This is a genomic window from Streptomyces sp. PKA51 (assembly GCF_057552455.1).
The window spans coordinates 1-20171 of record NZ_BAAJPZ010000010.1; the positions used below are offsets into that span (position 1 = coordinate 1).

Annotated in this window: 23 protein-coding genes; 17 read left to right on the forward strand and 6 right to left on the reverse strand. The window is 73.5% G+C overall.

The window, feature by feature from the left end; genetic code table 11:
• Positions 1-74: 74 nt before the first annotated feature.
• The 13 genes from AC27L3_RS16845 (at position 75) to AC27L3_RS16905 (ending at position 10327) form a co-directional block, all read left to right on the forward strand.
• A complete protein-coding gene (locus AC27L3_RS16845; protein WP_487234829.1) occupies positions 75-665 on the forward strand; it encodes a GNAT family N-acetyltransferase in 591 nt (196 codons plus the stop codon).
• A 103-nt stretch (positions 666-768) separates the two neighbouring features.
• Positions 769-852 carry a putative leader peptide gene (locus tag AC27L3_RS16850; protein WP_365967058.1) on the forward strand — a complete coding sequence of 28 codons (84 nt, stop codon included), beginning with the start codon at positions 769-771 and terminating at the stop codon, positions 850-852.
• Positions 853-1010: 158 nt separating this feature from the next.
• Positions 1011-2708, forward strand: coding sequence for a nitrite/sulfite reductase (locus AC27L3_RS16855; protein WP_487234830.1), 1698 nt, complete (start codon positions 1011-1013; stop codon positions 2706-2708).
• Complete coding sequence (locus tag AC27L3_RS16860) at positions 2705-2872, forward strand: hypothetical protein (RefSeq protein ID WP_487234831.1); 168 nt, start codon at positions 2705-2707, stop codon at positions 2870-2872. Before AC27L3_RS16855 ends, AC27L3_RS16860 begins: the two co-directional genes overlap by 4 nt.
• The gene (locus tag AC27L3_RS16865) at positions 2869-3552 is read left to right on the forward strand and encodes a phosphoadenylyl-sulfate reductase (RefSeq protein ID WP_487234832.1); all 684 of its coding nucleotides are present in this window, start codon (positions 2869-2871) and stop codon (positions 3550-3552) included. The genes AC27L3_RS16860 and AC27L3_RS16865 overlap by 4 nt, the downstream gene beginning before the upstream one ends.
• Before the next feature lie 43 nt (positions 3553-3595).
• On the forward strand, positions 3596-4129 hold the full coding sequence (gene cysC, locus AC27L3_RS16870; protein WP_487234833.1) for an adenylyl-sulfate kinase: 534 nt from the start codon (positions 3596-3598) through the stop codon (positions 4127-4129).
• Positions 4126-5058, forward strand: a complete 933-nt coding sequence (gene cysD, locus AC27L3_RS16875) for a sulfate adenylyltransferase subunit CysD (RefSeq protein WP_487234834.1) — start codon at positions 4126-4128, stop codon at positions 5056-5058. Before cysC ends, cysD begins: the two co-directional genes overlap by 4 nt.
• Positions 5059-5069: 11 nt before the next feature.
• Positions 5070-6404, forward strand: a complete 1335-nt coding sequence (locus AC27L3_RS16880) for a sulfate adenylyltransferase subunit 1 (protein ID WP_487234990.1) — start codon at positions 5070-5072, stop codon at positions 6402-6404.
• 2 nt (positions 6405-6406) lie between these two features.
• The gene (locus tag AC27L3_RS16885; RefSeq protein ID WP_487234996.1) at positions 6407-6556 is read left to right on the forward strand and encodes a hypothetical protein; all 150 of its coding nucleotides are present in this window, start codon (positions 6407-6409) and stop codon (positions 6554-6556) included.
• 74 nt (positions 6557-6630) lie between these two features.
• Entirely contained in the window at positions 6631-7740 is a 1110-nt protein-coding gene (locus tag AC27L3_RS16890) for an aliphatic sulfonate ABC transporter substrate-binding protein (protein WP_487234835.1), read from the forward strand.
• 58 nt (positions 7741-7798) lie between these two features.
• The gene (locus tag AC27L3_RS16895; RefSeq protein WP_487234836.1) at positions 7799-8620 is read left to right on the forward strand and encodes an ABC transporter ATP-binding protein; all 822 of its coding nucleotides are present in this window, start codon (positions 7799-7801) and stop codon (positions 8618-8620) included.
• Positions 8604-9497 (forward strand): ABC transporter permease, encoded by an 894-nt coding sequence (locus AC27L3_RS16900; RefSeq protein ID WP_487234837.1) that lies wholly within the window; start codon positions 8604-8606, stop codon positions 9495-9497. The genes AC27L3_RS16895 and AC27L3_RS16900 overlap by 17 nt, the downstream gene beginning before the upstream one ends.
• Before the next feature lie 71 nt (positions 9498-9568).
• A complete protein-coding gene (locus AC27L3_RS16905) occupies positions 9569-10327 on the forward strand; it encodes a sirohydrochlorin chelatase (RefSeq protein ID WP_487234838.1) in 759 nt (252 codons plus the stop codon).
• On the opposite strand, the gene AC27L3_RS16910 is transcribed toward AC27L3_RS16905, so the two are convergent.
• Entirely contained in the window at positions 10304-10774 is a 471-nt protein-coding gene (locus AC27L3_RS16910) for a MarR family winged helix-turn-helix transcriptional regulator (protein WP_487234839.1), read from the reverse strand. The two genes, AC27L3_RS16905 and AC27L3_RS16910, sit on opposite strands and share 24 nt — an antisense overlap.
• Before the next feature lie 76 nt (positions 10775-10850).
• Between AC27L3_RS16910 and AC27L3_RS16915 the strand changes: the two genes are divergently transcribed.
• Positions 10851-11696: an SDR family oxidoreductase gene (locus AC27L3_RS16915; RefSeq protein WP_487234840.1), complete on the forward strand. Its 846-nt coding sequence runs from the start codon at positions 10851-10853 to the stop codon at positions 11694-11696.
• On the opposite strand, the gene AC27L3_RS16920 is transcribed toward AC27L3_RS16915, so the two are convergent.
• Entirely contained in the window at positions 11680-11820 is a 141-nt protein-coding gene (locus AC27L3_RS16920) for a hypothetical protein (RefSeq protein ID WP_487234841.1), read from the reverse strand. The genes AC27L3_RS16915 and AC27L3_RS16920 overlap by 17 nt on opposite strands.
• A 57-nt stretch (positions 11821-11877) precedes the next feature.
• Here AC27L3_RS16920 and AC27L3_RS16925 point away from each other — a divergent pair, with 57 nt between their 5' ends.
• Positions 11878-14718: an NACHT domain-containing protein gene (locus AC27L3_RS16925; RefSeq protein ID WP_487234842.1), complete on the forward strand. Its 2841-nt coding sequence runs from the start codon at positions 11878-11880 to the stop codon at positions 14716-14718.
• 1 nt (position 14719) lies between these two features.
• On the opposite strand, the gene AC27L3_RS16930 is transcribed toward AC27L3_RS16925, so the two are convergent.
• Positions 14720-15346 (reverse strand): LysE family translocator, encoded by a 627-nt coding sequence (locus AC27L3_RS16930; protein ID WP_487234843.1) that lies wholly within the window; start codon positions 15344-15346, stop codon positions 14720-14722.
• 209 nt (positions 15347-15555) lie between these two features.
• Here AC27L3_RS16930 and AC27L3_RS16935 point away from each other — a divergent pair, with 209 nt between their 5' ends.
• A complete protein-coding gene (locus tag AC27L3_RS16935) occupies positions 15556-16425 on the forward strand; it encodes a phosphotransferase enzyme family protein (RefSeq protein WP_487234844.1) in 870 nt (289 codons plus the stop codon).
• Here AC27L3_RS16935 and AC27L3_RS16940 read toward each other — a convergent pair whose 3' ends face one another.
• Positions 16426-17358, reverse strand: coding sequence for a zinc metalloprotease (locus AC27L3_RS16940; protein ID WP_487234845.1), 933 nt, complete (start codon positions 17356-17358; stop codon positions 16426-16428).
• A gap of 185 nt (positions 17359-17543) precedes the next feature.
• Here AC27L3_RS16940 and AC27L3_RS16945 point away from each other — a divergent pair, with 185 nt between their 5' ends.
• On the forward strand, positions 17544-17858 hold the full coding sequence (locus tag AC27L3_RS16945) for a hypothetical protein (RefSeq protein ID WP_487234846.1): 315 nt from the start codon (positions 17544-17546) through the stop codon (positions 17856-17858).
• 15 nt (positions 17859-17873) lie between these two features.
• On the opposite strand, the gene AC27L3_RS16950 is transcribed toward AC27L3_RS16945, so the two are convergent.
• Both AC27L3_RS16950 and AC27L3_RS16955 read right to left on the reverse strand, forming a co-directional pair.
• Positions 17874-18611, reverse strand: a complete 738-nt coding sequence (locus AC27L3_RS16950; RefSeq protein ID WP_487234847.1) for an exonuclease domain-containing protein — start codon at positions 18609-18611, stop codon at positions 17874-17876.
• A 94-nt stretch (positions 18612-18705) separates the two neighbouring features.
• Positions 18706-19959 (reverse strand): SAV2148 family HEPN domain-containing protein, encoded by a 1254-nt coding sequence (locus AC27L3_RS16955; RefSeq protein ID WP_487234848.1) that lies wholly within the window; start codon positions 19957-19959, stop codon positions 18706-18708.
• Positions 19960-20171: the final 212 nt, after the last annotated feature.

Genomic DNA, 20171 nt, shown 5'->3' on the forward strand with positions numbered 1-20171 from the left:
CGGTTTCGGGAAGGGGCGGGGTGGGGGCCAGGCCCGCCGCAGGCGCACCCCCGCCGTGCGGGGTGGTTTCGGCCATGAGCGACACTCGCATCATGGCCACCACCCACCCCGTCACCACCTGGTCGATGGCGCAGACGTCGCCGCAGGACCTGTGCCCGTCCCGCGTGCCGGACTCCTCGTCCGGGATCCGGATCGAACGGGCCGCCGTGCCCTCGCCCGAGTTCAGCCGCTTCCTGTACACCGCCGTGGGCGGCGACATCAGCTGGACCGATCGTCTGCCCTGGTCGTACGCGCGCTGGGAGGAGCACCTGGCCAGGCCGGGCGTGGAGACGTGGGTGGCGTACGAGCACGGCACGCCCGCCGGCTATGTGGAGCTGGACCCGCAGGACGAGGGCGTGGTGGAGATCGTCTATTTCGGTCTGCTGCCCGCCTTCCAGGGGCGCGGCATCGGCGGTCACCTGTTGTCGTACGGCACCGCGCGGGCCTGGGACCTGGCCGAGCGGTGGCCGGGGCGGGAGGCGACGCGGCGGGTGTGGCTGCACACGTGCAGCAAGGACGGTCCGCATGCGCTCGCCAACTACGAGCGGCGCGGGTTCCGGGTGTTCGAGACGCGTACCGAGGAGGAGCCGGACGTGCCCGCTCCGGGCCCCTGGCCCGGGGCGTAGAAACCCCGGCCGCACCCCCCAGCCGTCCCGCCATGCGGGACGGTTTTTCTCGTTATTCGGACAACAGTGGACTGGCCGAAGAGCGTCGTGCAACGCTTCCGCCATGTCCCGAGCTGGAATAGCCTTGGTGACCCGACGTCACATCGACCTCTGCCGCATGTCCAGCGCCATGTGTCCCGCGGGCTGACAGTCACAGCGCCGCCGTTTCCACGCCCTCGTTGCCATCGCCGCCGACGAGGCGCTTCTGCACAATTCTTCCGTTGTTTCCGTTTTTGCCGTACCCCTTTCACTGCCTTTCCCCTGCCTTCCCTGCCGGCATGTGCGGACATTTAAGGACATTTCACCATGACTGACAGCACCCCTCGTCGCGCCGCGGCCCCGCCCCGGCGCAAGGCCGGCCGCCACCGGGGCGAAGGCCAGTGGGCCGTCGGTCACTTCACGCCGCTCAATCCGAACGAGCAGGTCAAGAAGGACGACGACGGTCTCAATGTGCGGACACGCATTGAGACGATCTACTCCCGGACCGGCTTCCACTCCATCGACCCCGCCGACCTGCGCGGCCGGATGCGCTGGTGGGGCCTGTACACCCAGCGCAAGCCGGGGATCGACGGCGGGAAGACGGCGGTCCTGGCGCCCGAGGAGCTGGACGACGAGTACTTCATGCTGCGGGTGCGCATCGACGGCGGCCGGCTGACCACCGCCCAGCTGCGCGTCGTCGGCGAGATCTCCCAGGAGTTCGCGCGCGGCACCGCCGACATCACCGACCGGCAGAACATCCAGTACCACTGGATCCGCATCGAGGACGTGCCGGAGATCTGGCGCCGGCTGGAGGCCGTGGGCCTGTCGACCACCGAGGCGTGCGGGGACACCCCCCGGGTGATCCTGGGCTCGCCGGTCGCGGGCATCGCCGAGGACGAGATCGTCGACGGCACCTGGGCCGTGGAGGAGATCCACCGCCGCGTCGTCGGCAACCCCGCGTTCTCCAACCTGCCGCGCAAGTTCAAGTCCGCGATCTCCGGCTCGCCCCTGCTGGACGTGGCGCACGAGATCAACGACGTGTCCTTCGTCGGCGTGCACCACCCCGAGCACGGCCCGGGCTTCGACGTGTGGGTGGGCGGCGGGCTGTCGACCAACCCCAGAATCGGGGAACGGCTGGGCGCCTGGGTGCCGTTGGAGGAGGTGCCGGACGTCTTCGAGGGCGTCATCGGCATCTTCCGCGACTACGGCTACCGCCGGCTGCGCAACCGCGCGCGGCTGAAGTTCCTCCTCGCCGACTGGGGGGCCGAGCGCTTCCGGCAGGTGCTGGAGGAGGAGTACCTCCACCGCAAGCTCCTCGACGGCCCGCCGCCGCAGCAGCCGCTCGCCCGCTGGCGCGACCACGTGGGGGTGCACCGGCAGCAGGACGGCCGCTTCTACGTCGGGTTCGCCCCGCGCGTCGGCCGCGTCGACGGCGCGACCCTGACGAAGATCGCCGAACTGGCCGAGCGCCACGGCTCGCAGCGTGTGCGCACCACCGCCGAGCAGAAGATGATCGTGCTCGACGTCTCCGAGGAGCAGGTGGAACCGCTGGTGGCGGGCCTGGAGGCGCTGGGCCTGCGGGTGAGCCCCTCGCCGTTCAGGCGCGGGACGATGGCGTGCACCGGCATCGAGTTCTGCAAGCTCGCCATCGTCGAGACCAAGGCGCGCGGCGCGGCGCTCATAGAGGAACTCGAGCGCCGGCTGCCGGAGTTCGACGAGCCGCTGACCATCAACATCAACGGCTGCCCCAACGCCTGCGCCCGTATCCAGGTCGCGGACATCGGTCTCAAGGGCCAGCTCGTGACCGACGACGCCGGCCGGCAGGTCGAGGGCTTCCAGGTACACCTGGGCGGCGCGCTGGGCCTGGAGGCCGGCTTCGGCCGCAAGGTGCGCGGGCTGAAGGTCACCTCCGGCCAGCTGGCCGACTACATCGAGCGCGTGCTGCGCCGCTACCTCGGCCAGCGCGCCGACGGCGAGCGGTTCGCCCAGTGGGTGGCGCGGGCGCAGGAGGCGGATCTGTCATGAGCGAGCGCGCGGCACCCTTCTACTGCCCCTACTGCGGCGACGAGGACCTGCGCCCCGGCGAGCAGGGGCACGGCGCCTGGCAGTGCGCGGCCTGCAACCGCGCGTTCAAGCTGGCGTTCCTGGGCCTGCTCGCCCGGGGCGCGGCCCACCGGGAGGAGCGATGAGCGAGCTGCGGGAGCTGGCCGAGCGGGCGGGCCGGGAGCTGGAGGAGGCCCCGGCGGAGGAGATCCTGCGCTGGGCCGCCGAGACCTTCGGCGAACGGCTGTGCGTCACCGCGTCGATGGCCGACGCGGTGGTCGCCCACCTCGCCGCACGCGTCCGGCCGGGCATCGACGTGCTCTTCCTCGACACCGGCTACCACTTTCCCGAGACCATCGGCACGCGGGACGCGGTGGCCGCCGTCATGGACGTCACCGTCGTCACGCTCACCCCGCGGCAGTCCGTGGCCGAGCAGGACGCGGCGTACGGGCCGCGGCTGCACGAGCGCGATCCGGACCTGTGCTGCCGGCTGCGCAAGGTCGAGCCGCTGCGGGCGGGCCTGGCCGGCTACGACGCGTGGGCGACGGGGCTGCGCCGCGACGAGTCCCCCACCCGGGCGCACACGCCGGTGGTGGGCTGGGACGCCCGGCGGCACAAGGTCAAGGTCGCGCCCATCGCCCGCTGGACGCAGGCGGACGTCGACGCCTATGTCGCCGAGCACGGCGTCCTGGTCAACCCGCTGCTGATGGACGGCTACGCCTCCGTCGGCTGTGCCCCGTGCACCCGCCGCACGGCACCGGGCGAGGACGTACGCGCCGGCCGCTGGGCGGGCACCGGCAAGACCGAGTGCGGGCTGCACGGATGACCGCACGGGACCACCGCACGACACGACGGGGAGAACGACGAACATGACGGGCGCCACCGTGTGGCTGACCGGCCTGCCGAGCGCGGGCAAGACGACCATCGCCCGCTCGCTCGCCGAGCGGCTGCGCGGCGAGGGGCACCGGGTCGAGGTGCTCGACGGCGACGAGATCCGGGAGTTCCTCTCCGCCGGGCTCGGCTTCTCCCGCGCGGACCGGGACATCAACGTCCGCCGCATCGGCTTCGTCGCCCGGCTGCTGGCCGGGCACGGGGTGACCGTGCTCGTCCCGGTCATCGCGCCGTACGCGGATGCGCGGGAGGCGGTACGCAAGCAGCACCGGGCGCACGGCACGCCGTACCTGGAGGTGCATGTGGCGACGCCGGTCGAGGTGTGCTCGGCGCGCGACGTCAAGGGGTTGTACGCGCGGCAGGCGGCCGGCGAGATCAGCGGGCTGACCGGGGTGGACGACCCCTACGAGGCGCCCGAGGCGCCGGATGTGCGGATAGCGGCGCACGAGCAGGGCGTCGGGGAGTCGGTCGCGGCGGTGCACGCCGCTCTGGTGGAGCGGGGGCTGATATGAGCATCGAGCCGATCGGGGGCGCGGGCGACACGCCGTACGCCCTGTCGCACCTGGACGCGCTGGAGTCGGAGGCGGTCCACGTCCTGCGGGAGGTGGCCGGGGAGTTCGAGCGGCCGGTGATCCTCTTCTCGGGCGGCAAGGACTCCATCGTGATGCTGCACCTGGCGCTCAAGGCGTTCGCGCCCGCGCCGGTGCCGTTCGCGCTGCTGCACGTGGACACCGGGCACAACTTCGACGAGGTCCTCGCCCACCGCGACCGCACGGTCGCCGAGCACGGGCTGCGGCTGCACGTGGCCTCGGTGCAGGACTTCATCGACCGCGGCGAGCTGCGCGAGCGCCCCGACGGCACGCGCAACCCGCTGCAGACCGTGCCGCTGCTGGACGCCATCGCCCGCCACCGCTTCGACGCCGTCCTCGGCGGCGGCCGGCGGGACGAGGAGAAGGCGCGGGCCAAGGAGCGGGTGTTCTCCCTGCGCGACGAGTTCGGCGGCTGGGACCCGCGCCGCCAGCGCCCGGAGCTGTGGCAGCTGTACAACGGCCGCCACTCCCCCGGCGAGCACGTGCGCGTCTTCCCGCTGTCGAACTTCACCGAGCTGGACGTGTGGCAGTACATCGCCCGCGAGCGGATCGAGCTGCCGTCCATCTACTACGCGCACGAGCGCGAGGTCTTCGCCCGCGACGGCATGTGGCTGGCCCCCGGCGCATGGGGCGGCCCGCGGGACGGGGAGCGCCTGGAGAGACGGCTGGTGCGCTACCGCACGGTGGGCGACATGTCGTGCACCGGGGCCGTCGACTCCGACGCGGCCACCGTCGAGGCCGTCATCGCCGAGATCGCCGCCTCCCGGCTCACCGAACGGGGCGCGACCCGGGCCGACGACAAGCTGTCGGAGGCCGCGATGGAGGACCGCAAGCGCGAGGGGTACTTCTAGCCATGACCGCCATGACCGCCATGACCACCCTGTCCGACACCGGCGCACCGGCCTCGCTGCTGCGCTTCGCCACCGCCGGCTCCGTCGACGACGGCAAGTCCACCCTGGTGGGGCGGCTGCTGCACGACTCCCGGTCGGTGCTGACCGATCAGCTGGAGGCCGTGGAGCACGCCTCGCGCAGCCGCGGCCACGAGGCCGTGGACCTGGCGCTGCTGACCGACGGGCTGCGCGCCGAGCGGGAGCAGGGCATCACCATCGACGTGGCCCACCGCTACTTCGCCACCGCCCGCCGCCGGTTCGTGCTCGCCGACACGCCCGGGCACGTGCAGTACACGCGCAACATGGTCACCGGCGCCTCCACCGCCGAGCTGGCCCTGGTGCTCGTCGACGCCCGCAACGGCGTGGTCGAGCAGACCCGCCGGCACGCCGCGGTCGCCGCCCTCCTGCGGGTGCCGCACGTGGCGCTGGCCGTCAACAAGATGGACCTGGTCGGCTACGAGGAGGCCGTCTTCGCGAAGATCGCCGAGGAGTTCGGCGCGTACGCCGCCACGCTCGGGGTGCCGGAGGTGACCGCGATCCCCATCTCGGCGCTCGCCGGCGACAATGTGGTCCATCCCTCCGCGCACATGGACTGGTACGGCGGCCCCACCGTGCTGGAGCACCTGGAGTCGGTGCCCGTGGTCGCCGACCCCTCCGCGGAGCCCGCGCGCTTCCCCGTGCAGTACGTCATCCGCCCGCAACGCGCCGAGCACCGCGACTACCGCGGCTACGCCGGCCAGATCGCCGCCGGCGTGCTGCGCACCGGCGATGCGGTCACCGTGCTGCCCTCGGGCCGTACGACGACGGTCGCCGGCATCGACGCGCTGGGCCACCCCGTGGACATCGCCTGGGCGCCGCAGTCGGTCACCGTACGCCTGGCCGACGACCTCGACGTCGCACGCGGCGACCTCATCGCGCCGGCGGCCGCCGCGCCCGCCGTGACCCGCGACGTCGAGGCCACCGTGTGCCACCTGGCCGACCGGCCGCTGCGCCCGGGCGACCGGGTGCTGCTCAAGCACACCACACGGACCGTCAAGGCGGTGGTCAAGGCCGTGCCGTCCCGGCTGTCCCTGGAGGACCTCCGCGACCATCCCGACCCCGGAGAGCTGTGCTCGAACGACATCGGGCGCGTGGTGCTGCGCACCGCCGAACCGCTGGCGCTGGACGCGTACGCCGACTCGCGGCGCACCGGTTCCTTCCTGCTGATCGACCCGGCCGACGGCACCACGCTCACCGCCGGCATGGCCGGTGCGGCCTTCGCGGCGCCCGCGGCCGCGGTCGCCGACGACGAGGGCTGGGACTTCTGACCATGCACGGACGGGGGGCGGACGTCTTCGCGGCGTTCACGGACGTCTTCGCGACGTTCCACAAGGAGGGCGGCCGCATCGGCAGCGGCTGGCTCGGCAGCGGCCAGGGCGGGGTCGGGCGATGTGCGTGCTGCGGCGCGCCGCGCCGCTGACCTGCGCCCCCTGCGGGTCGCCCGCTTGTCCTCCCCCACCGCCGGAGCTCCACCCGACGAGAGGATGTCCCCTCGTGTCCGCTGCCCCCCGCCACCGCCGGCTGCTGCCGGCGCTCGCCGCCGTCCCCCTGCTCCTGACCGCCCTGGCCGCCTGCGGCTACGGCTCCGCCAAGGACTCGGGCACCGCGGCCGGATCCGGCGCCGCCGGTGCGCAGAAGCTCTCCGCCGACACCGTGCGCCTGGGCTACTTCCCGAACCTCACCCACGCCACGCCGCTCGTCGGCGAACAGGAAGGGATCATCCAGAAGGAGCTGGGCGGCACCAAGGTGCGCTCGACGACGTTCAACGCGGGCCCCTCCGAGATCGAGGCGCTCAACGCCGGCTCGATCGACATCGGCTGGATCGGCCCGTCGCCGGCGATCAACGGTTACGTCAAGTCCGGCGGCAAGAACCTGCGGATCGTCGCCGGGTCGGCCTCGGGCGGGGTGAAGCTGGTGGTCGACCCGAAGAAGATCACCTCGCTGCAGGACGTCAAGGGCAAGCGGATCGCCACCCCGCAGAAGGGCAACACCCAGGACGTGGCGTTCCTCAACTGGGCCGCCGGGCAGGGCTGGAAGGTCGACCCGCAGAGCGGCAAGGGGGACGTCTCCGTCGTCCGCACGGACAACAAGGTGGTGCCCGACGCCTTCAAGTCCGGCTCGGTGGACGGCGCGTGGGTGCCCGAGCCGACCGCCTCGAAGCTGGTCTCCGAGGGCGGCAAGGTGCTGCTGGACGAGAGCACGCTGTGGCCGGACGGGAAGTTCGTGATCACCAATGTGATCGTCTCGAAGACGTTCCTCGATGCGCACCCGGACGTGGTCGAGGCCGTGCTGCGCGGATCGGTGCGGACGAACGCCTGGATCGCCGCCCACCCGCAGCAGGCCGAGGAGTCGGCGAACGCGGCCCTGAAGCGGCTGAGCGGCAAGGGGCTGCCGGCCGAGGTGCTCGACCCGGCCTGGCGGTCGCTGGTCACCACCGACGACCCGCTGGCCGCCACGCTGCGGGCGGAGGCGGACCACGCCGTCACCGCCGGCCTGCTCGACAAGCCGGACCTGACCGGCATCTACGACCTGACCCTGCTCAACAAGGTGCTCAAGGCACAGGGCCGGCCCGCGGTCGACGCGGCCGGGCTCGGAAAGCAGTGATCCCGTGCACGCGGCAGTAGGGGCGCGCATGCCCGTCCGCACACCAGGAGGTGACCGGATGACCCCGGCGCTGACCACCGGCACACCGGAGCCGGCCGTCGTCGACGACGGCACACCGGCGGCCGTCCGCATCGACCACGTCCGCAAGAGCTTCGGCCACAGGGGCCGCGGCCGCTCCGGCGGGGACGTCCCCGTGCTGGAGGACATCACCCTCGACGTCCGCCCCGGCGAGTTCGTCTGCCTGCTCGGGGCGTCCGGCTGCGGCAAGTCGACGCTGCTCAACCTGGTCGCCGGCCTGGACCGGCCCAGCGGCGGCAGCATCCGCGTGCCCGGCGGCCGGCCGGCGCTGATGTTCCAGGAGCACGCGCTGTTCCCGTGGCTGACCGCCGGCCGCAACATCGAACTCGCCCTGCGGCTGCGCGGGGTGCCCCGGGCCGAGCGCCGCCCCGAGGCCGAGCGGCTGCTGCAGCTCGTCCGGCTGGGCGGCGCGTACGGCAAGCGGGTGCACGAGCTGTCCGGCGGGATGCGCCAGCGCGTGGCCCTCGCCCGGGCGCTGGCGCAGGACAGCCGGGTGCTGCTGATGGACGAGCCGTTCGCGGCGCTGGACGCCATCACCCGCGACGTGCTGCACCACGAACTGACCCGCATCTGGTCGGAGACGAACGTCTCGGTGCTGTTCGTCACCCACAACGTGCGCGAGGCCGTGCGCCTGGGTCAGCGGGTGGTGCTGCTCTCCTCCCGGCCGGGCCGGGTGGTGCGCGAGTGGACGGTGGACATCCCGCAGCCGCGCCGCATCGAGGACGCGGCGGTGGCCGAGCTCTCCGTCGAGATCACCGAGGAGCTGCGAAGGGAGATCCGCCGCCATGGCCGCCAGCAGTAAGTCCGCGGGCGCCACCGCCGAGCCGGACGTCGCCGGCCTGGAGGCGGGCCTGGACGCCCTGGAGACCGTCCAGGTCCGCCGGATCCCCCTGCGCCAGGTGCTGCTGGGCAAGGTACTGCCGCCGGTGGCGGCGGTGGTGCTGGTGCTCGTGGTGTGGAAGCTGCTGGTGCTGGCCCACGTCACCGAGGACTACAAACTGCCCGACCCCGGCGCCGTCTGGCACAGTCTGCGCGCCCTGTGGCTGAACGGCACGCTCCTCGGCATCATCTGGACCAGCGTCTCGCGCGGCCTGCTGGGCTTCGCCGCCGCCCTGGCCCTCGGCACCCCCCTGGGGCTGCTGGTGGCCAGGGTGCCGGTGGTACGGGCCGCCCTGGGGCCCGTCCTCTCCGGCCTGCAGTCGCTGCCCTCCGTCGCCTGGGTGCCCGCCGCCGTCATCTGGCTGGGCATCACCGACTCCGCGATGTACGCGGTGATCCTGCTCGGCGCGGTGCCCTCCATCGCCAACGGCCTGGTCTCCGGCATCGACCAGGTGCCGCCGCTGTACCTGCGGGCCGGTCGCACCCTGGGCGCCACGGGCCTGCGCGGGGCGCGCCACGTACTGCTGCCGGCCGCCCTGCCCGGGTACATCGCCGGACTCAAGCAGGGCTGGGCCTTCTCCTGGCGGTCGCTGATGGCGGCCGAACTCATCGCCTCCTCCCCCGACCTGGGCCTCGGCCTGGGGCAGTACCTGGAGAACGCCCGCACCGACTCCGACATGCCGGGGGTGCTGCTGGGCATCCTCCTCATCCTGTTCGTGGGCATCGCCATCGACCTCGCCGTCTTCAGCCCCCTGGAGCGGCGGGTCCTGCGCGGCCGCGGCCTGGCGGCGGCGCGGTGACGAGACCTCCGGTGACGACAGGCCCGAGGGCGACGGACCGGGGGGCAACAGCCCCGGCGGCACGGCGGCCGATGCTGGTGCTCGTCGCCCACGGCAGCCGCGACCCCCGGCACGCTGCCACCGTCCGGGCGCTGCGCCGCCGCATCGCGGCGCGGCGGCCGGGGCTGCGGGTCGAGGCGGGCTTCCTCGACTTCTGCGCCCCGCCGGTGGGCCGGGTGCTCGACGGCCTCGCGGCGCAGGGCGTACGGGAGGCGGTCGCGCTGCCCCTGCTGCTGACCCACGCCTTCCACGCCAGGACCGACATCCCGTCCGTCCTGGCCGCGGCAGCCACCCGGCTGCCGGAGCTGACGGTGCGCCGGGCGCACGTCCTGGGCCCCTCCGCCCTGCTGACCGCCGCCCTGGAGCGGCGGCTGCACGAGGCCGGGGCCGGCCTGGCGCCCGGCGCACGCCGCTCGACCGGGGTCGTCCTGGCCTCGGCGGGCTCCTCCGACCCGGAGGCGAACGCGGTGATCGCGGACATCGCGCGGGAGTGGCGGCGAACCGGTCGATGGTTCGCCGTGCGGCCCGCGTTCGCCTCCGCCCGCTCCCCCCGGACCGAGGACGTCGTACGCGACCTGCGCGCGTCCGGCGCCCGCCGGGTGGCCGTGGCGCCCTATGTCCTGGCCCCCGGCCGGCTGCCGGACCGCATCGCCGCCGGCGCCCGGGCCGCGGGGGCCGACGTCCTGGCGGACGTCCTGGGCCCGGCGCCCGAGGTCGTCGACCTGGTGCTGCGGCGCTACGACCGGGCCGCGGCGGCCCCGCTCGCGCTACCCCTCGCCGGCACCGCGTAGCCGCTCGGCCTGGGCGCGGCCCACCTCGGTGCCGCGGGCGAGGTAGTCGCCGATGAGGGCGAGTTCCTTGTCGCTGTATTCCGCCAGGACGTTGCGGAACGCCGTGCCCGGGACCTCCCAGGCGGCTCCGATGCGCTGCGCCGCGCCGGGGGCCATGGCCACCAGCGCGCGGCGGCGGTCGGCCGGATCGGTACGGCGCTCGACCAGCCCGGCCCTGGCCAGGCGGTCGACGAGCCGGGTGGCCGAGCCGGGCGTCAGTCCGGTGAGCCGGGCGACCTCGCCGGTGGTCAGGGGGCCGGACGCCAGGTCGAGCAGGCTGATGCACTGCAGATCGGTGGGGTGCAGGCCGAGGTGGTCGGCGAGGGCCTGGTTGAACAGCGTCCAGGCGGCGTAGTGCCGGCGGCTCTCGTCGGCGATCCGCCCCAGCAGCTCCGCCCGTTCGGTCACTGGAATCCATCCTTCCGGATCACTTCTCGCAATAATTACTTGCGCGACGCAATATGAGCGCCACACAATCTTCGGCATGACGATTCTAGTGACCGGAAGCCGCGGCCGCGTCGGCCGCACCCTCATCGGCCTCCTCCACGACCGCGGCCTGCCCGTCCGCGCGGTCTCCCGCAAGCCCGAGGAGCTCGACCTGCCCGACGGCGTCGAGCGGGCCCGCCTGGCCCTCGACGAGCCGCAGACCTTCGCCGCCGCACTGCGCGGCGTCACCGCCGTCTTCCTGTACGCGGAGCCCTCCCACATCGACGACTTCCTCAAGGAAGCCGTCGCCGCGGGCGTCCAGCACATCGTGCTGCTCTCCTCCACCACCGTCCTCGCCCCCGGCGCCGCGACCGACCCCATCGGCCGCCACCACTGGGAAGCCGAACAGGCCCTCATCGCCGCCCCCGTGACGGCGACCCTCCTGCGCCCCGGCTCCTTCGCCACCAACGCCCTCGGCTGGGCCCCGGCCATCACCGCCGGCACCCCGCTGCGCCTGCCGTACCCCGACGCCCACGTCGACCCCATCCACGAAAAGGACATCGCCGAGGCCGCCCTGGCCGCTCTGACCGACCCCCGGCCCGTGGGCGGCGCCTACGAGCTGTCGGGCCCGGAGTCCCTCACCTTCCGCCAGCAGGCCGAGGCCATCGGCCGGGCCACGGGCCGGGACGTCACGATCGAAACCGTGACGCCGCAGGAGTGGAAGCAGGACGTCTCCGCCTTCATGCCGGGCGCGTTCGCCGACGCCCTGCTGGACGCCTGGGCGGCCGGAGTCGGCCACCCGCAGCCCGTACGCCCCGGCGTCCGGCAGCTGACGGGTCACCCGGCCCGCTCGTTCGCGAGCTGGGCCGAGGACCACGCGGCGGACTTCAGCGCTGCCGGCTGAGCAGCGCCAGGAGATTGAGGACATTGGCGACGACGGCGAGAAGGTCGGCGGGGTCGTCGCCCTTCCGCACCGTCGCGACGACTGCGGTGACAAGGACGACTGCTGCCATCAGGTGTGTTGTCATGCCGTGAACTTCACCGATCGCGCGTTCACCGGCGTTCGCGCGTACGAAGATGTATCCATGAGTGAGGCTCTGGCCCAACTGGCCGCCCGGCTCCGCCTGTTGCGCATGGAGAAGAAGCTGACGTACGTGGCACTGGAGCGCCGCTCCGGCCTGGGCCACACCACCGTCAGCCAGACCCTCAACGGCCGCAAGGTCCCCACGGAAGCCACCCTGGTGTCCCTGGCGAAGGCGCTCGGCGCCGACACCGGCGCCCTGATGGTGCTGCGGGACCGGGCGGCCGCGGAGGCGGCCCCGGTCGCCGCCCGCCAACTGAGCGACGAGGACACGGCATTCGAGGAGCGCTACCGCGACTACCTCGTCGAACGGCACAGCCGCCTGACCATCGTGGGCCTCGACCTCCACGGCCCCCAGGCCGCCTGCTGGCCCCTGGACACCGCCTACCTCAGCCTGGAACTGGCCGTCCGCCGGGACGCACCCGAGGCGTTCGAGGGCCACGGCCCCGGCACCGTCGTCGAACGAGCCGAACAAGCCCTCGCCGGCAGGCAGCGCACCCTCGTGCGCGGCCTCGCCGGCAGCGGCAAGACCACCCTCCTGCAGTGGCTCGCCGTCATCGCCGCCCACGGCAACCCGCCCGAACCCCTGGCCCACCTGCGCGGCCTCATCCCCTTCGTCCTCCCCCTGCGCACCCTCGACCTCCAAAGCGCCCTGCCGAGCTCGCACCGCTTCCTGGAGGCCACACGCAGCGCCCTCGCCTCCTCCCAGCCCCTCGGCTGGGCCGACCGCGTCCTGGCCGCCGGACGCGGCCTGATCCTCGTCGACGGCATCGACGAGGTGCCGGGGCACCGGCGCGAGCAGACACGGGAGTGGCTGCGCGACCTGCTGGCCGCCTACCCGCGCTCGTCCTTCATGGTGACCACGCGCCCTTCGGCCGTCCCCGAACGCTGGCTGGACGGCTCAGGCTTCACGGAACTGACCGTACGGCCGATGAACCGCAAGGACGTCTTCGTCTTCGCCCGCCGCTGGCACACGGCGGCGGGCGCGGGCTCCGCCCTGGAGGAACGCTTCAAGGACGCGGTCCGCGCCCAGCCGGCACTCGCCCAACTGGCCACCACCCCCCTGATGTGCGCGCTGATGTGCGCCCTCCACCGCGACCGCCACGGCCACCTGCCGCGCAGCCGCACGGAACTGTACGAGGCGGCACTGGCGATGCTGCTGGTACGGCGCGACGACGAGCGCGGCATAGAAGCCCCGGAAGGCATCAGCCTCACCTACCCGGAGGCCGTGCAACTGCTGCAACGGCTGGCGTACTGGCTCATTCGCAACGGGCAGGCGGCGATGGAGGAGGAGACGGCACTCGCCCTCGTCGAGGAAGCCCTGCCGTCGATGGCGTCGGTGGCCCGGCAGGGCAACCCGGAACAGGTGCTCCGGCACCTGCTCACCCGCAGCGGCCTGCTGCGACAGCCGTCGGCCGAAACGATCGACTTCGTGCACCGCACGTTCCAGGACTACCTGGGCGCGAAGGCGGCGGTCGAGGCCCGCGACCTGGGCGTCCTGGTCGGCCACGCCCACGACGACCAGTGGGAGGACGTCATCCGCATGGCCGTCGCCCACGCCCGCCCCGCCGAGCGCGCCACGCTGCTCCGCCGGATCGTCGCCCGCGGCGACCGCACGGCCAAGCACCGCACGCGGCTGCACCTGCTGGCCATGGCCTGCCTGGAGCAGGCGACGGAGCTGGAGCCGGAGATCCGCGCGGCGGTGGAGGAGCGGGGGGCGGCGCTGCTGCCGCCACGGAGCTCGCGCGAGGCCGAGCAACTGGCACGCGTGGGCCCGGTCGTCCTCGGGCTGCTGCCGGGGCCCGAGACGGTGGACACGGACGAGGCGCAGGCCGTCGTCCAGACGGCGCGCGCCGTGGGCGGAGACGCCGCACTGGCTTTGCTCAAGCGGTACCGCAACGCTTCCGGGAGCCTGGCTATCGTCCTGGCCGATGCGTGGAGCTCCTTCGAGGAAGAGGAATTCGCCACCGAGATTCTCGACCACCTTCCCGCGGACTGCCGCATCGTGGTCAGGAACCGCGAGGCCCTGGCAGTACTTCCTTCCCTCCCCCAAAAGTCCTCGATCGGCTTCTCCGGGGACTTCTCGGCCGATGAGATGCTCACCGCCGTCAGCCCGGAGGCACTGCGGGAGCTGGAGGTGTACCAGAACACCCGGCTGGAGGAGCTCGACTTCCTCGACCGTCTGCCCGCGGTCCGGCACCTCGTCCTGTCGGGGATTCCCCTGGTCCAGGACCTGGGGCCGATCGATCGGCGTCCGCTGACGAGCCTGGCCCTGTGGTACCCGGCCGGACGGCTCCTCGGCACACTCAGCGAACTGCCCGACCTGACATCGCTCAGCCTTGGCCCACCCGTTCCGCACTTCGATGCCGACCTGCTCCCCCGGCTACCGGCGCTCCGCTCGCTGAGCATCTCCTGCAACGGTCAGTCCGGACGCCGCTTCCGGGCAATCCCGCGGCTCACCGGCCTCCGTTCCCTGACGATCCCGGCATGGGGCATTCCGGAGCCGGCGCGGGCGGAACTCACAGCGCTGCCCGCACTCTCGTGGCTCAACATCCTGGACCAGGACGCCTCTCGGCTTGAGACCCAGACGCCCCTACCCGGCATACGCGATCTGATACTCACCAGGCCGACCGATCTCACCACCGCCGAGCCCATAACCAAGGCGTTTCCCGGTCTGCGAACGCTGGAGATCACGTACGCCCCGAAGACCCTCGTCGCCCTCGACCTCACCCCGCTGGCAGGCGCTGAAGACCTCCGGATCACCGTCCGCAACGCGCACCGCGTCACCGGTCTCGACCGCTTCCCGCCCGGGGCGGTGACCCTCTCCCCCCGCCCCCGGACCTGACCTACGCCGTCTCCACCGCCGTACCCACGCCCAAGGCGACAAGCACCCCGCCCGTCACCAGCTCCATGGTGCGGTTGACGCGCGGTCGGCGGAGCCATGTCAGGGCGCGGGTGGCGCAGAAGGCCACCAGCAGGAGCCACGCCGCCGCGATGACCGCGTCTAGCACGCCGAAGAGCAGCGTCGGTCCGAGCAGCGATGCGGAGTCGTCCGGCAGGAACTGGGGGACGACCGCCACGAAGAAGACGCCCACCTTGGGGTTGAGCAGGCAGCTCGTCAGGCCCTGGCGGAAGGCGCCGGTCACCTCGGGAGCCGGGCCCTGCTCCGGCAGCCGCGGCGCGATCGCCCGCCGTTGGGCCCACAGGGCCTGCGCGCCGAGAAATACGAGGTAGGCCGCCCCCGCGAGGCGGACGACCGTGAAGGCCGCCTCCCAGCGCTGGAGCGCGGCCGCCAGGCCGAGGGCCGCGGCGATGCCCCAGGCCAGGGAGCCGATCGCGGCGCCGAGGGCCGTGGTGGCGCCGGCCCTGCGGCCGCCGCGCAGGCAGTTGCGCAGGACGAGCAGCGTGTCGGGGCCGGGGGCCATGGTCACCACTAGGGAAAAGAGCGTGAAACCGATGATCGCACTTGCCATGCCCGCCGAGCGTAGCGGCCGCCGCACCCCGTGGGGGTTGGGTACGGCGGCCGATGGGGAGCGACCGTACCAGGGGGCCGGGCGGGTCCGGAGCGCGACGGCCCGCGCCCACGCCAGGCAGAATCGTTTCGGTCGTCCCGCGGCGCCACACCCGCCCCGTCCGGGGGACACTGGGTCGGTCATCTGCACGAAAGGCGGACATGCAACCGGTGGAACCGTTCACGGAACGACGGGCGCGCGAGCTCCTCGCGGCGTCCGGCGCGCCCCTTCCGGCGGCGGAGGCGACGCTGCTGTCGCTGGGCGAGAACGCGGTGTTCGCGGCCGGCGGGCTCGTGGCCAAGGTGGGCCGGGACGCCTCGCTGCGGGAGCGGGCGGTGCGCGAGGTGCGCATCGCGTCCTGGCTGGCGGAGTGCGGTGTGCCGGCGGTACGGGCCGCGGAGCCGGACGTCCGGGTGGCCGACGGGCACCCCGTGACCGTGTGGCACCGGGTGCCGGAGGCCGGGCGTCCGGCGGGGCCGGACGATCTGGCGCAGTTGCTGCGGCAGGTGCACGCCCTGCCGGCACCGGACTTCGCGCTGGCGCACCGTGACCTGCTGGGCGGGGTCGAGCGGTGGCTGCGGCTCGCCGGGGACGCGATCGATCCGGCCGACGCCGACTACCTGCGCGAGCGCCGCGACGGCTTCGCCTCCGCGGCGGCCGCGCTCGTGCCGAAGCTGCCGCCGGGTCCGATCCACGGGGATGCACTGCCGCGCAATGTGCACGTGGGCCCCGACGGGCCGGTGCTGGTCGACCTGGAGACGTTCGCCACGGATCTGCGCGAGCACGACCTGGTGGTGATGGCGCTCAGCCACGACCGCTACGGCCTGGGCGCGGACGCGTACCACTCCTTCGTGCACACCTATGGCTGGGACGTGCGCGAGTGGGAGGGGTGTGCGGTGCTGCGCGGGGCGCGGGAGACGGCGAGCTGCGCCTGGGTCGCCCAGCACGCGCCGGGCAATCCGGCGGCCCGGGCGGAGTTCGACCGCCGGGTCGCCTCGCTGCGGGAGGGCGATCCGACGGTGCGCTGGTACCCCTTCTGATCAGCGGAAGCAGGACCTGGGCCCGTCGAGGGTGGCGTCGATCCGTGTCGCCTGGCCCTGGGTGAACAGGAACATGGCCGCGTCGTCGACGTAGTCCATGAAGTTCATGAACATGTCCCCGTCGGGTGCGTTGTGGCAGGACTGGCGGGGAAAGGCCGGTGCGCCGAAGTTGGGGCCGCCCTGGTTGGGGGTGTCGGCGACGAAGTCGCTGCCGCTGCAGCCGGTGCCGTCGTCGCCCCAGATGTGCAGGAGGTTGAGCCAGTGGCCCACCTCGTGCGTGCTGGTGCGGCCGAGGTCGAAGGGCGCGGTCGCGGTGCCGGTCGTGCCGAAGGCCGAGTGGAGGATCACCACGCCGTCGGTGGCCGCCGGGCCGCCGGGGAACTGGGCGTAGCCGAGGAGGGAGTCGCCGAGCGGGCACACCCAGATGTTGAGGTAGCGGTCGGCCGGCCAGGCGTCGTGGCCGCCGCGGGCGGTGGACTTGACCGCGTCGTCGGTGCCGAAGGAGGCGACGCCGGTGGCGGTGCGGGTGATGCCGGTGGTGGGCTGCCCGGCGGGGTCGGTGGTGGCCAGGCGGAATTCCACGCGGCAGTCGGCGGCGAGCTGCTGCCAGACGGCGGGCACCCGGGCGACGTCCGGGTTGCGTTTGCGGAAGTCGCGGTTGAGGACGTCGAGCTGGCTGTGCACCTGGGCGTCGTCGACGTTCTGCTCGTCGGTGTGGTGCACCACGTGGACGACGACGGGGATGCAGGTCACCTCCGCCCGGGCGGTGCGGGCGAGGCCCTGTTCGTAGGCGAAGGCGCGGTTCTCCAGGGCGGTGCGGGCCGCTGCGTACGCCGGGTGCTGGGTGAGCAGCCGGCGGTGGACCTCCATGGTGCCGCACAGCAGGCTCTCGGGCGGCCGGGCCGCCATGCTCGTCCGGTGGTTCTCGGGCACGGTGGGCCTCCTCGCAACGCCGGGCGCCGCGGTGGAGCCGGTGCCGGGCGGGTCCGGTACGGATTACCGTAGAGCCGCACAGCCCGGGCATCCATGGACATCGCAGAATCCACGGCAACTGCGAGGACGCACTCCGCATTCCTGGAGAACCGGGCGATCCGCGGGACGACGGAGGTGCCCGAGAGATGACCGAGCCGCCCGAGGAGCTCTTCCGGCGCTGGACGCATTCCTTCGAGGAGGACGGGCCGGGAGTGGCCGTCTACCGTCCCGACGGCTTCCCCTTCCCCCGCGCCCGCGGCCGGGGCGGCATGGAGTTCACGGCGGACGGCGGCTTCGTCGACCGCCCGGTGGGGCGCGGGGACGCCCCGGGCTCCTGGCGCGGCGTCTGGCACAGCGACGACGGCCGGCTGCTGGCGGTCTCCTTCCCGGGCACCGGGCGGCCGGGCCGGACGCTGGAGGTCCTCGCCTGCGACGGCCGGGCGCTGGTGCTGCGGGCCTGAAGGGCCCGCCCGCCTTCAGGCCGGTGCCGTGGCGGCGCGTCCCTCGGGCCGGCGCACGGGCCATTGCGGGTCGACGACGGCGTCCGCGCCGGCGCCGCCCTGGCGGCGCAGCCAGCGCTGGTAGCCGTCGGCCCACTGGGCGTACCACTCCACCTGGGCGCGGTGCAGCTCCCATGGCGCGAACCGGGCGGTGCGTGCATGGCGTACGGCTATGGCACGGGCGACGCGCACCGCGGCCAGGGCGTCGGCCCCGGCCTCGTGCGCCGCGCCCAGCTCCACCCCGTACTCCCGGCAGACCGCTTCGAGGGTGCGCCGGCCCTTGCGGTAGCGGTCGACGGCCCGGTCGATGGTGTAGGGGTCGACGACGGGCCCGGCCTCGCCGCCGAGCCGCTCGGCGAGCGGGAGCAGGGCGTGCCGGCGCAGCTCGGCCTCGAGCAGCGTGAGGTCGAAGGAGGCGTTGTAGGCGACGACGGGTGTGCCGGCGCGCCAGTGGGCGGTCAGGGCGGCGGCGATCTCCTCGACCACCTCGGGTGCGGGGCGGCCCTGGGTGCGGGCCCGCTCGCTGGTGATGCCGTGGATGGCCGCGGCCTCGTCCGGTATGGCGACGCCCGGGTCGGCCAGCCACAGCCGGCGGTCCGTCACCTGCCCGCCGTGGGTGTGGACGACGGCCGCGGTGACGATGCGGGCGTGCTGCGGGTCGGTGCCGGTGGTCTCCAGGTCGAAGCCGACGAGCGGCCCCTCGTGCCAGGGCATGTGTGTCCCCCTTCGGTGGTGCTTCCCCCGTTTGGTGCACCAGCCTCGCACGGGCCACTGACAACGCCGGGCGCGCACCCCGCCGCCCGGCCGGTCAGGAGACGGGCCGGGAGTCCTCCCAGACGCCCTCGAACTCCTCGCGGTAGGTGCCGAAGAGCCCGCCGTCGTCGTCGGCCGGCCGGCCGTCGCGCAGCAGGTTGCGTCCGTTGCCGCCGCGCAGGACGAGCACCGGCGACTCCATGCCGCGCGCCTTGCGCAGGTAGGACTGCACCACGGCGAGCCCGTCGGGGCCGTCGCCGTTGACGAGGTAGGCGGTGAAGCGGGGGGTCTCGTCGAAGACGCGGATCTCGAAGGAGGAGGGGTCGCGCAGGGCGGCGCGCACCCGCCGCATGTGGATGATGTTCATCTCCACGGAGCGGCTCATCTCGCCCTTCTTGATGCCCAGTTCCCGTTCGCGGCGGCGTACGGCGCTGCTGGCGGGGTTGAGGAAGAGCAGCCGGGTGCGGCAGCCGGACTCGGCCAGGCGCACCAGGCGGCGGCCGGAGTAGTTCTGGACGAGGAGGTTCAGTCCTATGCCGACGGCGTCGAGGCGGCGGGCGCTGCCGAAGAGGTCCTCGACGGGCAGCTGGCGCTGCAGGCGGACGCGGTCGGGGTGGACGCCGACGACGTCGGCGTAGCGGTCGCCGACGAGGTCCTCGACGGCGTCGACGGGCAGCCGGTCGGCGGAGTGGGCGCCGGTGCCGTGGGTGCTGCCGAGGATGGCCAGCAGCCGGGCCGAGGCGCGCTCGGCCTGGTCGAGGACGGCGCGGGAGAGGGCGCGGTTGCGGGAGACGACGTTGCGGGCGACCTCCAGCTCGTCGAGGGCCAGTTCCAGCTCGCGGCGGTCGTCGAGGTAGGGCTCGAAGCAGGGCCAGTGCTGGACGAGCAGCTCGCGCAGTTGGGGCAGGGTGAGGAAGGACAGGACGTTGTCGTCGGCCGGGTCGAGGAGGTAGCCCTTGCGGCGGCTGACCTCGCGCACGGCGACGGCGCGCTGGACCCACTCCTGGCCGGCGGGCCCGGCCGCGGCGACGACCCACTCCTCCTCGCCGTGCACGGGCTCGTACACCGGGCGCAGCACGGCGGCGACGACGGCGCGCAGCCGCTGTTCGACGAGGTTGAGCCAGATGTAGGCGCGCCCGGCCCGGCGGGCGCGGGTGCGCACCTCGTCCCAGGCCGTGGTGTCCCAGTCCAGTTCCGCCCCGATTTCCCTCGGGCGGGTCAGGGACACCACGCCCGGTGGTGTGTCGGTGGGGCCGTCCTCGTCCGGAGTGTCGTCTCCAGGGGGCAGCTCCAGCCCGCCCGAGCTCACGTGCGCACCGCCTTTCGCCCCCGTTTGTCGATGATCAAGCCCGTTGTCGATGATCAAGGCAGACTACTGTGCGCCCGGGAGGCGGTGCATCCGCTCGCGCCCGGCCCTGCGGCCAACTCGGCCGTCCGAGGTGCGGGTTGTCCGCGGGTGGTGCGGGGTGACGTGAGCTGATTCATAGCCAGAAGTGTGGTGGTGTGCGGCCGGAGCGGCCG

Coding starts and splice junctions, on each gene's coding strand:
- AC27L3_RS16900 (WP_487234837.1), top strand. CDS start 8,604: ATGGCCGCCAGCAGTAAGTCCGCGGGCGCCACCGCCGAGCCGGACGTC.
- AC27L3_RS16895 (WP_487234836.1), top strand. CDS start 7,799: ATGACCCCGGCGCTGACCACCGGCACACCGGAGCCGGCCGTCGTCGAC.
- AC27L3_RS16885 (WP_487234996.1), top strand. CDS start 6,407: ATGCACGGACGGGGGGCGGACGTCTTCGCGGCGTTCACGGACGTCTTC.
- AC27L3_RS16860 (WP_487234831.1), top strand. CDS start 2,705: ATGAGCGAGCGCGCGGCACCCTTCTACTGCCCCTACTGCGGCGACGAG.
- AC27L3_RS16950 (WP_487234847.1), bottom strand. CDS start 18,611: ATGCCCTGGCACGAGGGGCCGCTCGTCGGCTTCGACCTGGAGACCACC.
- AC27L3_RS16925 (WP_487234842.1), top strand. CDS start 11,878: ATGAGTGAGGCTCTGGCCCAACTGGCCGCCCGGCTCCGCCTGTTGCGC.
- AC27L3_RS16930 (WP_487234843.1), bottom strand. CDS start 15,346: ATGGCAAGTGCGATCATCGGTTTCACGCTCTTTTCCCTAGTGGTGACC.
- AC27L3_RS16945 (WP_487234846.1), top strand. CDS start 17,544: ATGACCGAGCCGCCCGAGGAGCTCTTCCGGCGCTGGACGCATTCCTTC.
- cysD (WP_487234834.1), top strand. CDS start 4,126: ATGAGCATCGAGCCGATCGGGGGCGCGGGCGACACGCCGTACGCCCTG.
- AC27L3_RS16920 (WP_487234841.1), bottom strand. CDS start 11,820: ATGACAACACACCTGATGGCAGCAGTCGTCCTTGTCACCGCAGTCGTC.
- cysC (WP_487234833.1), top strand. CDS start 3,596: ATGACGGGCGCCACCGTGTGGCTGACCGGCCTGCCGAGCGCGGGCAAG.
- AC27L3_RS16845 (WP_487234829.1), top strand. CDS start 75: ATGAGCGACACTCGCATCATGGCCACCACCCACCCCGTCACCACCTGG.
- AC27L3_RS16905 (WP_487234838.1), top strand. CDS start 9,569: ATGCTGGTGCTCGTCGCCCACGGCAGCCGCGACCCCCGGCACGCTGCC.
- AC27L3_RS16850 (WP_365967058.1), top strand. CDS start 769: ATGTCCCGAGCTGGAATAGCCTTGGTGACCCGACGTCACATCGACCTC.
- AC27L3_RS16865 (WP_487234832.1), top strand. CDS start 2,869: ATGAGCGAGCTGCGGGAGCTGGCCGAGCGGGCGGGCCGGGAGCTGGAG.
- AC27L3_RS16855 (WP_487234830.1), top strand. CDS start 1,011: ATGACTGACAGCACCCCTCGTCGCGCCGCGGCCCCGCCCCGGCGCAAG.
- AC27L3_RS16915 (WP_487234840.1), top strand. CDS start 10,851: ATGACGATTCTAGTGACCGGAAGCCGCGGCCGCGTCGGCCGCACCCTC.
- AC27L3_RS16880 (WP_487234990.1), top strand. CDS start 5,070: ATGACCGCCATGACCACCCTGTCCGACACCGGCGCACCGGCCTCGCTG.